This window comes from Rhizobium lusitanum (assembly GCF_014189535.1).
GTDB lineage: Bacteria > Pseudomonadota > Alphaproteobacteria > Rhizobiales > Rhizobiaceae > Rhizobium > Rhizobium lusitanum_C.
This window is the reverse complement of record NZ_CP050308.1, coordinates 3,470,957-3,483,952: the sequence shown is the minus strand read 5'-3', so window position 1 is coordinate 3,483,952 and position 12,996 is coordinate 3,470,957. Positions and strand designations below refer to the sequence as shown.

Annotated in this window: 12 protein-coding genes; 8 read left to right on the top strand and 4 right to left on the bottom strand. The window is 60.6% G+C overall.

Annotation, left to right across the window (positions count from 1 at the left end):
- Positions 1–49 precede the first annotated feature (49 nt).
- Positions 50–1,699 carry a choline dehydrogenase gene (betA, locus tag HB780_RS30565; protein WP_183691918.1) on the top strand — a complete coding sequence of 550 codons (1,650 nt, stop codon included), beginning with the start codon at positions 50–52 and terminating at the stop codon, positions 1,697–1,699.
- 13 nt (positions 1,700–1,712) lie between these two features.
- On the opposite strand, the gene HB780_RS30560 is transcribed toward betA, so the two are convergent.
- Positions 1,713–2,012, bottom strand: coding sequence for a type II toxin-antitoxin system RelE/ParE family toxin (locus tag HB780_RS30560; RefSeq protein WP_183691916.1), 300 nt, complete (start codon positions 2,010–2,012; stop codon positions 1,713–1,715).
- Positions 2,009–2,281, bottom strand: a complete 273-nt coding sequence (locus HB780_RS30555) for a YlcI/YnfO family protein (RefSeq protein WP_183691914.1) — start codon at positions 2,279–2,281, stop codon at positions 2,009–2,011. The genes HB780_RS30560 and HB780_RS30555 overlap by 4 nt, the downstream gene beginning before the upstream one ends.
- Before the next feature lie 192 nt (positions 2,282–2,473).
- Between HB780_RS30555 and HB780_RS30550 the strand changes: the two genes are divergently transcribed.
- Positions 2,474–3,835 (top strand): chloride channel protein, encoded by a 1,362-nt coding sequence (locus HB780_RS30550; protein ID WP_183691911.1) that lies wholly within the window; start codon positions 2,474–2,476, stop codon positions 3,833–3,835.
- A 3-nt stretch (positions 3,836–3,838) separates the two neighbouring features.
- Here HB780_RS30550 and HB780_RS30545 read toward each other — a convergent pair whose 3' ends face one another.
- Positions 3,839–4,285, bottom strand: a complete 447-nt coding sequence (locus HB780_RS30545; protein ID WP_183691909.1) for an RrF2 family transcriptional regulator — start codon at positions 4,283–4,285, stop codon at positions 3,839–3,841.
- Positions 4,286–4,770: 485 nt separating this feature from the next.
- Here HB780_RS30545 and HB780_RS30540 point away from each other — a divergent pair, with 485 nt between their 5' ends.
- The 3 genes from HB780_RS30540 (at position 4,771) to cysN (ending at position 8,080) form a co-directional block, all read left to right on the top strand.
- On the top strand, positions 4,771–5,508 hold the full coding sequence (locus tag HB780_RS30540) for a phosphoadenylyl-sulfate reductase (RefSeq protein WP_183691908.1): 738 nt from the start codon (positions 4,771–4,773) through the stop codon (positions 5,506–5,508).
- Positions 5,509–5,640: 132 nt separating this feature from the next.
- Positions 5,641–6,594 (top strand): sulfate adenylyltransferase subunit CysD, encoded by a 954-nt coding sequence (gene cysD, locus HB780_RS30535; RefSeq protein WP_183691906.1) that lies wholly within the window; start codon positions 5,641–5,643, stop codon positions 6,592–6,594.
- Position 6,595: 1 nt separating this feature from the next.
- Positions 6,596–8,080, top strand: a complete 1,485-nt coding sequence (cysN, locus tag HB780_RS30530; protein WP_183691904.1) for a sulfate adenylyltransferase subunit CysN — start codon at positions 6,596–6,598, stop codon at positions 8,078–8,080.
- Between the two features lie 44 nt (positions 8,081–8,124).
- Here cysN and HB780_RS30525 read toward each other — a convergent pair whose 3' ends face one another.
- On the bottom strand, positions 8,125–9,048 hold the full coding sequence (locus HB780_RS30525) for a LysR family transcriptional regulator (RefSeq protein WP_183697643.1): 924 nt from the start codon (positions 9,046–9,048) through the stop codon (positions 8,125–8,127).
- Positions 9,049–9,237: 189 nt separating this feature from the next.
- Here HB780_RS30525 and HB780_RS30520 point away from each other — a divergent pair, with 189 nt between their 5' ends.
- The 3 genes from HB780_RS30520 (at position 9,238) to HB780_RS30510 (ending at position 12,897) form a co-directional block, all read left to right on the top strand.
- Positions 9,238–10,806, top strand: coding sequence for an MFS transporter (locus HB780_RS30520; RefSeq protein ID WP_183691902.1), 1,569 nt, complete (start codon positions 9,238–9,240; stop codon positions 10,804–10,806).
- A 270-nt stretch (positions 10,807–11,076) separates the two neighbouring features.
- Complete coding sequence (locus tag HB780_RS30515) at positions 11,077–11,424, top strand: hypothetical protein (RefSeq protein ID WP_183691900.1); 348 nt, start codon at positions 11,077–11,079, stop codon at positions 11,422–11,424.
- A gap of 384 nt (positions 11,425–11,808) precedes the next feature.
- Positions 11,809–12,897: a porin gene (locus HB780_RS30510; RefSeq protein ID WP_183691898.1), complete on the top strand. Its 1,089-nt coding sequence runs from the start codon at positions 11,809–11,811 to the stop codon at positions 12,895–12,897.
- Positions 12,898–12,996 lie beyond the last annotated feature (99 nt).

The following is a 12,996-nucleotide window of genomic DNA, read 5'->3' as shown; positions in this document are numbered from 1 at the left end:
GTGCAAAACCACTTCGATCTACGCCCCTAGCCATCTGGAACACATCGTCATGCAAGCAGATTTCGTCATTATCGGCTCAGGTTCCGCCGGCTCCGCCATGGCTTCCCGGCTGTCGGAAGATGGCAAGCATACGGTCATCGTGCTGGAATTCGGCGGCAGCGATGTCGGGCCGTTCATTCAGATGCCGGCAGCGCTTGCCTGGCCGATGAGCATGGATCGATATAACTGGGGCTATCTTTCCGAACCTGAGCCGCAGCTCAACAACCGGCGCATCACTGCGCCGCGCGGCAAGGTGATCGGCGGCTCCTCCTCGATCAACGGCATGGTCTATGTCCGCGGCCACGCCGAGGATTTCAATCGCTGGGAAGAACTCGGTGCCCACGGCTGGGCCTATGCCGACGTTCTGCCCTACTTCAAGCGGATGGAGCATTCGCATGGCGGCGAAGACGGCTGGCGTGGCACCGACGGGCCTCTGCATGTTCGGCGTGGCGACGCCCGCAATCCGCTGTTCCATGCCTTCATCGAGGCCGGCAAGCAGGCGGGTTTCGAGGCGACGGAAGACTATAATGGCGGCAAGCAGGAAGGCTTCGGCCTGATGGAGCAGACGACCTGGATGGGCCGGCGCTGGTCTGCCGCGACCGCCTATCTGAAGCCGGCGCTGAGGCGGCCGAATGTCGAGCTGATCCGTTGTTTCGCCCGCAAGGTGGTGATCGAAAACGGCCGCGCCACCGGCGTCGAGATCGAGCGCGGCGGCAAGATCGAGATCGTCAAGGCGAACCGCGAGGTGATCGTCTCGGCGTCCTCCTTCAATTCTCCGAAACTGCTGATGCTCTCCGGCATCGGCCCGGGACAGCATCTGCAAGACATGGGCATCGAGGTGAAGGTCGACCGGCCGGGCGTTGGCGCCAATCTGCAGGATCACATGGAATTCTATTTCCAGCAGACCAGCCTGAAGCCGGTGTCGCTCTATTCCTGGCTGCCCTGGTACATGCAGGGCATTGTCGGCGCGCAATGGATGTTCTTCAAATCCGGCCTCGGGACCTCCAACCAGTTCGAAGCCTGCGCCTTCCTGCGCTCGGCGCCGGGCGTCAAGCAGCCGGATATCCAGTATCATTTCCTCCCCGTCGCCATCAGCTATGACGGCAAGGCGGCGGCCAAGAGCCACGGGTTCCAGGCGCATGTCGGCTATAACCTGTCGAAGTCTCGCGGCGCGGTGACACTACGCTCCTCCGACCCGAAGGCCGATCCGGTCATCCGCTTCAACTATATGAGCCACCCGGAAGACTGGGAAAAGTTCCGCCACTGCGTCCGCCTCACCCGCGAAATCTTCGGGCAGAAGGCGTTCGACGACTATCGCGGCCCGGAAATCCAGCCCGGTCAGGATGTCCAGACCGACGACCAGATCGACGCCTTCCTGCGCGAACATCTGGAAAGCGCCTATCATCCTTGCGGCACCTGCAAGATGGGCGCGAAGGACGATCCTATGGCAGTCGTCGACCCCGACACCCGCGTCATCGGCGTCGAGGGCCTGCGCGTCGCCGACAGTTCGATCTTCCCCAGCCTCACCTACGGCAACCTCAACGGCCCTTCGATCATGACCGGCGAGAAGGCCGCCGATCATATCCTTGGAAAGCCAAGGCTGGCGCGATCCAATCAGGAGCCGTGGGTCAATCCAAGGTGGGAAGTGAGCGATCGGTAGGCCTCAGCGAGCATCAATGGTAGTCGTCTTCGCGCTGATGTCGGATCGCCAATATCGTCACTGTGTCGTTGTCTTCGATTTCAAACAGAGCGACATAGCCGGCGGAGCCGAAGGGGATGACCAGTTCGCGGAGAAATGAATTATCCGAGGACACTTTGCGGCAGCTAAACGGGAAGGTCTCGAGAAATTCGGTTGCTTTGACAATCGCTTGATAGGCTCTTTCCGCCAGCTCGATGTCTCTCAGGAGAAGGTAATCGTAAAGCCGATCGAGATCTTCGACTGCTCCTAGCGAATAGCGAACGGCAAACTTCATTTCTGTTTGGAGGCTTTTGCGGCCGCAAGCTTGCTTTTCAGCTTTCCGAGCACCTCATCAGCACTGTAATAGACGCCCGTACGCTTGGCATCGTCTCGTGCGGTCAGGCCACGCGCGATGAATTCCGCCTGCGCCCGCCGATAGTCGATCTGGGCTCTTAGCGAATTCTCCAGGAACGCGGACAGGGTCTCGCCCTCCTTCAGCACGCTCTCGGCAGCAGCGCGCAGCTCCGGGTCGACTCTCAGCGATGGAATGGAAGCGGATTTCATGGGCAACCTCTTGCATTGCAATTGCGATGCATTCTAGGAGACCGTCAGAATGTGTCAAGGCTCGGATAAGCCTTGGCCATAAAGTGAAGTCTTGTAAGAGAGTGTGAATATCCTGCCCCGTCGTTTTTAAGCAGACTGTTCAGAATTGAGTCCTAAACGGACATATCGCTCAGCCCTCTGGTTTAAAATCCCATGCCCCCCATCTACCGAAAATCCAAACTGCTCCGCCGCTCCCGTGTCTTCTGGGGTTCGATCCATCTGTGGCGGCCACGGCTGGTGTTCTGGACGGGGGCTTTGGCGATCGGGGTGATCAGCGTCGGCTTTGCCAAGCTGGCCGATCTGGCGCAGCGCGCCTTTGCCGGGGTGACGAGCTCCGGAGAATGGAGCTGGCTGTTGCCGCTCGTGCTGACACCGCTTGGCTTCGTGCTCTCCGCCTATCTCGCCACGACGCTGTTTCCCAATGCGCAAGGCAGCGGCATTCCGCAAGCGATCGCGGCGCGGCATCTGCATCATGACGAGGATCGCACGAAACTGCTGTCGCTCCGGCTTGCCTTCGGCAAGATCGTTCTGACCATTCTCGGGCTATTCTGCGGCGCTTCGATCGGCCGCGAGGGGCCGACGGTGCAGGTGGGCGCGTCCTTCATGCTGGCGGTCGCCCGCTTCAGCGGCATGGCGCAGGCGAAGGGATTGATTCTGGCGGGCTCTGCAGCGGGTATTGCAGCGGCGTTCAACACACCACTCGCCGGCATCGTCTTTGCGATCGAGGAGATGAGCCGTACTTATGAATCGCGCGCCAACGGCCTGGTGCTGACGGCCGTCATCCTCTCGGGTCTCGCGGCCCTCGGGCTCTCCGGCAGCTACAATTATTTCGGCACGGCCAGTGCTGCGCCGGTAGCGCTTGTGGATTGGGCTCTCGTCCTGATCTGCGGTGTCGGTGGCGGCGCGCTTGGGGCGGCCTTCAGCGGTTTTGCGCTCTATGCCGGCATCCGCATCCGCCGCTGGGCGCAGCCACAGCCCCTCAAGCGCATGCTCTTGCTCGCCGGATGCTGTGGTCTTCTGGTCGCGGCCATCGGCGTCTCCTCCGGCGGCAACACCTTCGGCACCGGCTATGATCAGGCGCGTGGCGCGGTGGAGGGGCATGCCCTGCCCCTGCTCTTCTTCCTGGAAAAACTGCTCGCCAGCTTCCTGTCGATGATCTCGGGCATTCCCGGTGGCATCTTCGCACCGTCACTGGCGGTCGGCGCCGGCCTCGGCAGCACCGTCGGAACACTGATCGGCGGTAGCATTGCGCTGGCGGCGATCCTCGGCATGGCGGGCTATTTCGCCGGTGTGGTGCAGGCGCCGATGACCGCCTTCGTCATCATATTGGAAATGACCGGCGACCATCAGGCCGTTATCCCGATCATGGCGGTGTCGATGATCGGCTATGTCACCTCGCGGCTGTTGTCGCGCGAGCCGCTCTATCACGGCCTGTCGCGCGTCTTCATCGCGGCGGCGATCCGGGCACGGCGGGCAATGGAGAAAGAGGCGGGCGAAGAACACGCCGCCCATTGAGGCCTATGCCAAAAGGCGAGTGACTTCCGCTTCGTCCGGCAGAGCCACAGCATCGGCGATGGTGGTCGAGAACAGAACCTTGCGGGTGACATCCGCAACCCTTGCGAAGACATGGCGGATTTCGCAGGTCTGCTCGCCGTCGCAATCCTCGCAGCGGCGATAGGCGGTGATGGAAAGACAGGGCAATGGCGCGATCGGACCGTCGATGATGCGCAGAATCTCGCCGAAGGTGATCTCCTCGGCCGGCTTGCGCAGGAGATAGCCCCCCTGCTTGCCGCGGCGGCTGATGACGATGCCCTGATGCTTCAGGTCGAGCAGGATCTGTTCCAGGAATTTCTTCGGGATTTTCTGTTGCGTGGCAATGTCGGAAATCATCATCGGTTCGCCCGCTTCGGCCTGAGCCAGAGCAGATAGCGCCCGCAACGCGTATTTTGCTTTTTGAGTGATCATTTCGAACCGCTTACACACACATACGATGCGCTCACCCGATACACCGGCCACATCGCTTCGGAACTCTTAAACCCTTGGCCGACCTCGCCCCGCTTCAAACACCCGGATCGCGGAAGGCTCGGAGCGCCGGCAACCCAGCCTTGTTTTCAAGTCTTCTCACTATGCTCATAGTTTAGCGCATAATTTGGCGTTCCGCATCTTTTTGGCCATCACTTCCGATTTCCGTTTGACAAGCCGCGTGTAACTCTACTATTTCTATAGACATTAAAGCAAGCGCTTAGATATGACTAGTCTTATCGGCGCCTCTCCGTTGGCCCGCTTCAGGGGCAAAACGCCTTGGTTAACAGCCGAGGCGGTCGCTTTTCCGCATGGGAGCGGCTTCGTGGAGATATTTGCTCTCTATCCCCTCGCTTTCGAAATCCGTTTTTCTGTCCGCTGCCCTCTCGAACTGCGATACTGACGGCAATATCAGGACAGGATTCCCCATGACTGCCATCAATCGCATCGAAGAAGCCGGGACGCTGAACAGCCGGTTGGCGGCGCTTGACCTTGCCGGCCGCCTGTCTCTGGTCGCCGGTCTTGGCGGCCGCGCCGTCTTTACGACCTCCCTCGGGATCGAGGACCAGGTCATCACCGCCGAGATCGGCAATCATCGCCTGCCCATCGATGTCGTGACGCTGCAGACCGGCCGCCTCTTCCCCGAGACGCTGGTGCTGATCGACGAGACGGAAAGCCAATACGATATTCATATCCACCGTTACGAGCCGGAGCAGGCCGACATCGACGCCTATGCGGCGAAGTATGGCCTCAATGGTTTCTACGAGAGCGTCGAAGCCCGGCATGCCTGTTGTGGTGTGCGCAAGCTGAAGCCGCTTGCGCGCGCTCTTTCCGGCGCCACGATCTGGGTTACCGGCCTACGCCGTGGCCAATCGAACAATCGCTCCGACACACCGTTTGCCGAATACGATCCGGAGCGCAACCTGATCAAGGTCAACCCGCTCGCCGATTGGGATATCGATGTGATCCGCGCCTATGTCGCCGACAATAGCGTGCCGGTGAATCCGCTGCACCAGCGCGGCTACCCCTCGATCGGCTGCGAACCCTGCACCCGCGCCATCAAGCCGGGCGAACCGGAGCGAGCCGGCCGCTGGTGGTGGGAAAACGACGAGACGCGCGAATGCGGCCTGCACGTTGCGGAAGAAGCCGTCGTCGCCGCGCAATGACATGCCCCGCCGGTTCCCGGCATCGGCTCAAGGCGCGGTATTCGCCGCCGCCAGCCCACCGGGACCCAAAGCATTCTATTCTTTCCGGCCAACCTTCCGGCCGCGACAAATGATTAAGTTCTGGAGTTGAAAATGCCCGATAGCCGTCCGGATACGGAACTCTCCAATCCGCAAAGCACCAAGCCGCCGCTCGACCCGCATCTGAAGGCGCTGGAAAACGAATCCATCCATATTTTCCGCGAAGTTGCGGCCGAATTCGAGCGTCCGGTGATGCTCTATTCGGTCGGCAAGGATTCGTCCGTGCTGCTGCATCTGGCGCGCAAGGCCTTCTATCCCGGCCGCGTGCCCTTCCCGCTCCTGCATGTGAACACCGGCTGGAAGTTCGCCGAGATGATCACCTTCCGCGACGAGATCGTGAAGAAATACGATCTCGACCTGATCGAGCACATCAACCCGCGGGGCAAGGCGGAGAACATCACCCCGTTCACCCACGGTTCGGCGCTCTACACCGACATCATGAAGACGGAAGGGTTGCGCCAGGCGCTGGACGCCGGCCAGTTCGACGCCGCGTTTGGCGGCGCACGCCGCGACGAGGAAGCATCGCGGGCTAAGGAGCGCATCTACTCCTTCCGCACGCCGGATCATCGCTGGGATCCGCGCAACCAGCGCCCGGAACTCTGGAACGTCTATAACGGCCAGATCCGCAAGGGCGAGAGCGTGCGTGTCTTCCCGCTGTCGAACTGGACCGAGGTCGATATCTGGCGCTACATCCAGGCCGAAGAGATTCCGATCGTGCCGCTTTATTTCGCCGAGAAGCGCCCGGTCGTCGAGCGCGACGGCATGATGATCCTGGCGGCCGATCCGCGCCTTGAATTGCTGCCGGACGAGGTCAAGCGCGAGGAGCTTATCCGCTTCCGCACGCTCGGCTGCTTCCCGTTGACCGGCGCGATCCGCTCAACCGCCACTACCCTTGAAGACGTTATCGCAGAGCTGGAAATCGCCACGGTTTCCGAACGACAGGGCCGCGCCATCGACCGCGACCAGTCCGGCTCCATGGAAAAAAAGAAGCGCGAAGGATATTTCTGAGATGACCGCAGCCGTAACCGCAAACGTCGTCACCTTACCCGCCGCCGAGCCCCTCAAGGCCGTGCGCGATACGCGTCCGCTTCGCCTGATCACCTGCGGCAGCGTCGATGACGGCAAATCCACGCTGATCGGTCGCCTGCTCTGGGACACCAAGGCCGTCAAGGAAGATCAGGCCGCCACGCTGCAGCGCGATTCCACCGGCAAGCAGAACGATCTCGGTCTGCCCGACTTCGCCCTGCTGCTCGACGGCCTGCAGGCCGAACGCGAACAGGGCATCACCATCGATGTCGCCTATCGCTATTTCTCGACCGAGAACCGCTCCTTTATCGTCGCCGACACGCCCGGCCATGAGCAGTATACCCGCAACATGGCGACCGGCGCTTCCACCGCCGATCTCGCCATTCTGCTGATCGACGCACGCCTGGGTATTCTCGAGCAGACACGCCGGCACGCGACGATCGCCTCGCTGCTCGGCATCAAGCAGTTCGTGCTTGCTGTCAACAAGATCGACCTGACGAATTACGACCGCGCCGGCTTCGAAAAGATCGCGCATGATTTCCGCGAATTCGCGCTGTCGCTCGGCGTCAAGCAGATCACCGCCATTCCGATGTCGGCGCTGAAGGGCGAAAACGTCGTCTATTCCGGCCAGGCGGCCATGCCCTGGTACAATGGCCCGACACTCGTCGAGACGCTGGAGCTTGCCACCGTGCGCTCGGCTCAATCCGTCGGTTTCCGCCTGTCCGTTCAGCGCGTGTCCCGCCCCGGCGAAAGCTTTCGTGGCTATCAGGGCACGGTTGCCGGCGGCTCGGTGAAGCCGGGCGACAGCGTCATGATCCTGCCGTCGGGCATGGTTGCCAACGTCGCAAAGATCGTCACCTACGATCTCGTGCGCAATGCCGCCGTTGCCGGCGATGCGATTACGCTCGTGCTCGACCGCCAGGTCGACGTCTCGCGTGGCGATATGATCGTCGCCATCGACAGCCAGCCGCAATCGGGCCTTGCCTTCGACGCGCAGATTGTCGCACTGCAGCCGGAAGGCATCGAGCCCGGCAAGCGCTACTGGCTGAAGAGTGGCAGCCGCCGCCAGCGCGTGCAGGTGCAGCCGATTGCGCAGCTTGAGCTGAAGACCGGCGCCTGGGCACCGGCGCAAGCCCTGTGGATGAACGCCATCGGCAAGGTTCGTCTTTCCTTCGACGAAGCCGCTGTTTTCGACCCTTACGACCAGAACCGCTCGACCGGCTCTTTCATCCTGATCGATCCGGACAGCAACAACACGATCGCCGGCGGCATGATCACCGGCAGACGCACCGATCTCGGCGGCATCCACAAGGAGGGTCAGCGCGTTCTCCTGTCGCTGCCGGCAGACCTCGCCGACCAGATCATGGCCAGCGAACTCTTCGCCAGCCGCCGCGACGAGACGGAAGTCCGCCGCGTCACCGCCGCACAGGCCGCCGATATCTGGGCGAACGCTGCCAGCGATATCTGATCCGGATCGGATCGATGACAAAAAGGGGCCTCAGGGCCCCTTTTTCATGTGCTTGCGACACCCGGCAAGACTTCGCAGCTCTTTGCAAAAAGCCGGTCTCCGAGAAAATCGACGAAGACACGGACCTTTGGCGACAGATGGCGATTGGAGGGCCAAAGCAGATGGAAATGGCCAGGCCCATCGATGTGGTCGTCGAGTACCGTACACAGCTTGCCTTCGGCGAGAGGGGTTCGCGCGATAAAATCCGGCATGCACCCAATGCCGAGGCCGCTGATCACGGCGCCGCATAGAGCTTCCATATTGTTACAGGAAAGAGCGGTTTGCAGGCGCAGTTCCGGTCCGCCATCCGGCAAGGTCAGTGGCCAGCTTTGTAGTTTGCCGCTGTTGGGGAAACGGAACCGGATCGCCAGGTGACGGTCAAGGTCGCGTGGGCAATCGGGTATGCCATGACGCTCGAGATAGGCAGGGGCTGCACAAAGCAGCATCTGGAATGGCCGCAGGGTCCGCGACATCAGCCGGGAATCCGGCAGATCGCCGCTACGGATCGCGACATCGACACCCTCTTCAATCATATCGACGATGCGGTCGTTGAAATCGATGTCGAGTTCGACATCCGGATAGCGAGCAAGGAATTCGGGCAACACCGGCAGCAGGAAATGGTAGCTGACGATCGGAACGCTGACGCGCAGTCGCCCGCGCGGCACGGCCACCGCCTGGGCAAGCGAAGCCTGGGCATCGTCCAGATCGTCCAGCACACGCCGGCAACGCTCGTGAAACAGGCGCCCCTCCTCGGTCAGGCGAATGCTGCGGGTCGAGCGCTGCATCAATCGCACACCGAGTTGCCGCTCGAGATTGGTCACCGCCTTACCGACGGCCGAGGCCGAAAGACCGAGCACGCGCCCGGCGGCGGCGAAACTGCCGAGATCGGCGCTTCGTACAAAGGCATTGAGGCCGCTTAACCGATCCATCGCTATGTCCATTCGATCATTTTCTTCCGGTATATATGGAAACTTAGCCACATTTTCTATCGATTGCATCAAAACTATCTTGTCCGGGTATTCCGATGCTCGCGCAGATGATGACGCCCCTCTTTGAAAGAGGGGCGCGCTCCCAACTCATCTGCAGAGCCTTTTTGCTCAAATTCAGCGGATATCCTGATGCATCCCAACAAGACAAAGGCCGCAAGCCCGGCCGAGAAACTCTTCGTTCTCATCGCCGTGTGTTGCGCCGCTGCCGCCATGCCCCTCACCTTCACTGGCCCGGCCGTCGCCTTGCCGGCAATCAGCCGGACGCTGGGTGGCAGCCCGATTGCGCTCAACTGGGTCACCAATGCCTTCATGCTGACCTTCGGCAGCAGCCTGATGGCCGCCGGCGCGCTTGCCGACAGCTTCGGACGCAAGCGCATCTTTCTCATGGGGCTCGGCGGTTTCGCCCTGTTTTCGGCGTGCCTGGCCTTCGCCAGCGACATCGTCTGGTTCGATATCTTGAGGGCCTTGCAGGGATTGGGGGCCGCCGCCGCCTTTTCCGGTGGCATGGCATCGCTTGCACAGGAGTTCGATGGCACGGCGCGCATACGCGCCTTCAGCATCGTCGGCTCCAGTTTCGGCGTGGGGCTTGCGTTCGGGCCAATCGCTTCCGGCCTGATGATCGAGATGTTCGGCTGGCCGGCGATCTTCATTCTCGTCGTCATCCTCGCCGTTCTTGCTTTTAGCCTCGGCGCACGCTTCCTCACCGAATCCAGAGACCCCGACGCCGCCAGTCTCGACTGGCCGGGCGCCCTCGGCTTTACGCTCGCCCTGACACTCTTCACTTACGGTATGCTTCGCGCGCCGGAAAATGGCTGGAGTGACCCGCTAGTCGTTGCCCTGCTGGTGGGCGCAGCATTACTTTTCCTCGCCTTCGGCATCATCGAGCGCACAGTGAAACGGCCGATGCTGGATCTCACCCTGTTTCGTTATCCGCGTTTCGTCGGCGTGCAGTTGCTGGCGGCAGCTCCTGCCTACGCCTTCGTTGTGCTGCTCATCCTTCTGCCCGTCCGCTTCGTTGGCATCGAGGGCATGAGCGAGGTCGCCGCTGGCCGCATGATGGTCGCCCTGTCGGCGCCGTTGCTTGTCCTGCCCATCATTGCCGGCCTGCTGACGCGATGGTTCACGGCGGCCACGATCTGCGGCGTGGGACTTTCTATCTCCGCCATGGGCCTGTTCTGGCTCAGCCATTTCGCCACGGGAACTGCACCGACTGCGTTGATTGGTCCACTGCTGACGATCGGCATCGGCATAAGCCTGCCCTGGGGTTTGATGGATGGGCTTGCCGTCAGTGTCGTGCCGAAGGAGCGCGCGGGCATGGCGACCGGCATCTTCAGCACCACGCGCGTCGCCGGCGAAGGCGTCGCATTGGCTGTGGTCAGCGCCATCCTCTCCTCTTTCATTCAGTCAAATCTAGGTGCGACAGCGGGTGAGCATGCCGCCGCCGCGGCACAGCGATTGGTGACAGGTGATCTCCTCGACGCGATATCCAATGCGCCGGCAATCGGGCATGCAGCTTTGGTTCAAGGCTACAGCGAGGCCTTTAGCGCGTTGCTATGGCTCCTGACAGCGATCACCGCTCTCACGGCAATCGTCGTCTTCACCTTTCTCGGTCGCAGCGATGTGGGGGAGAGCAGCATCGAACCCGGCAAGCCGGGGGCCGAAGACAATGCTGAGGCACCTGAGGCATCTAGCGCCTGATACTGCTTGCGCATCCAAGGTGGGTTGGCCCGAGAGTGTCAGCCCGCCGTCCATCGTCGATAGCGTGCGCGGGTTAACCGACTTTAGGCCGCAAGTGGCCATCAGCACGTAAAAGTCATCCCTTCTCCTCCTCATATCCGCTACAGAATATTTCGCGGGCACACAAAACGTGTGCGATGCGGGAGGCTGAACGAGGCTGCGAAAGCGTTACGAGACTGGTGTTCCCATACACCGCTGCTATATGACATCCCCGTGATAACAGAGCGCTTTTTGAAGATTGTTGCTTGGAGCTACATCGCGGCACTGGTTGCCGTGACCTTCGCGCATCTCAATTGGCAGGCCGAGTTTGGCAATCCCTTCGATCTCTATCGAGCTGTCGCGCTCTGTCTTGCCGGCATGCTTGCACGGCTGGCCTATCCGCAATCGCCCTCCTTCACCTGTCTGCTGATGATTGCCTGCGTCTCGGCGCTGTGCTTCTCGCATTTCCTGGCAAACGGCAATTACGGTTCACCGATGGACATCATCGTCGCCATGACAGGCGCTCTCTGGGGCATTGCGATCGGCGCCATGCTCAGCAGGCTGGTATCGCCGAACTCAAAGCGAACCGCGCTGTATTAAGCGACCGTCCCTCCTCTTAATCGCACTTAGACGCCCGTTGCCGATGTCGGCAAAGGGCGTTGATTGCGTTTGGACATAGCATCCCACGCATTGCTATTTTCCCACTTTCCTACGTCGGCATGATCATTACGCAGCCAATATTATGGCAAACTTACTATCTATGTTTGCAAATGTGTCTTTCATGCAACTAAAAATGAAAAATCACGAAAACGTCATTTCGAAGAAAATATATCATATAACTTTGCAGGAATTCGTCTTTAATGGGGCGCAGAAGCGGGTGGGGCCCGTTTCTCCCGAGTCGGGGTTTTTAACAGGGATAGGGTGAGGCACGTCGATTTTTCGGCGCGATAGCCTATGCCCAATCTATATTGGATTGGAGTTTTTATGAACATCAAGAGCCTTCTTCTCGGCTCCGCTGCTGCCCTCGCAGCAGTTTCCGGCGCTCATGCAGCCGATGCTATCGTTGCCGCCGAGCCGGAGCCGCTTGAGTATGTCCGCATCTGCGACGCATACGGCAACGGTTACTTCTTCATTCCGGGTACCGAAACCTGCCTCAAGATCGGCGGCTACGTCCGCACCGAAGGCAAGTGGTACAATGCTTACAACCCGGCTGACCGTTACGGTACGCTGTGGCACACCCGTGCTCACCTCACCCTCGACACCGCTTCCGACACCGAATACGGCCCGCTGAAGACAGCTACCGTTCTGCGTTGGGACTGGCAGGATGGCGGCTCGACCACCACCAAGCTGATCGCTGCCAACATCAGCCTCGCCGGCTTCACCGTCGGTAAGCTCGACTCGGCCTACAACCTGTACGCAGGCTATGCCGGCGGCGTCATCAACGACGACGTTGTCTATGACGGCCCGTACGAACTCAACCAGATCACCTACAACTACGACGCCGGCAACGGCTTCACGGCTGTAATCTCGCTGGAAGACAGCAATTCGGGCCTCACCACGAACAGCGCCGGCGCGACCGTTCCGGTCAGGGGCCTCAACGGCGAAGACGCCTCGGATCACTACGCTCCTGACGTTGTCGCCGGTGTTGGCTACAAGGCTGGCAACTTCGGCTTCAAGATCGTTGGCGGTTACGACTCCATCGTTGAAGAAGGCGCTATCAAGGCTCGCGTCGACGGCGATTTCGGCGTCTTCAAGGCGTTCTTGATGGGCGGCTGGAACACCGACGGCAACAAGCTGAACAAGTACGCAAGCTCGAACGGCGCCGGCCCGGCAAAGCCGATCGGCTGGGGCGACTGGGCTGTCTGGGGCGGCGTTACCGTTCCGATCAACGAAAAGCTGCAGGCAAACGCTCAGGTTGCCTACACCGACTCGAAGATCTTTGCAGCGACCGCGAACGTCAAGTTCAACCCGGTCAAGAACCTGCAGATCACGCCGGAAGTATCCTACACCAACTGGGACTCCATCAATCAGGACCAGTGGGCTGGCGTTCTGCGCTTCCAGCGTACTTTCTAAGACCTCGTTTTTCGAGATCTGATTAGACTTGACCCCTGATCGGATGGGGACTGGTCCTGCTTCCAGCGAAGTGGGGCCAGTCTTTCTGATCTGGGGTTC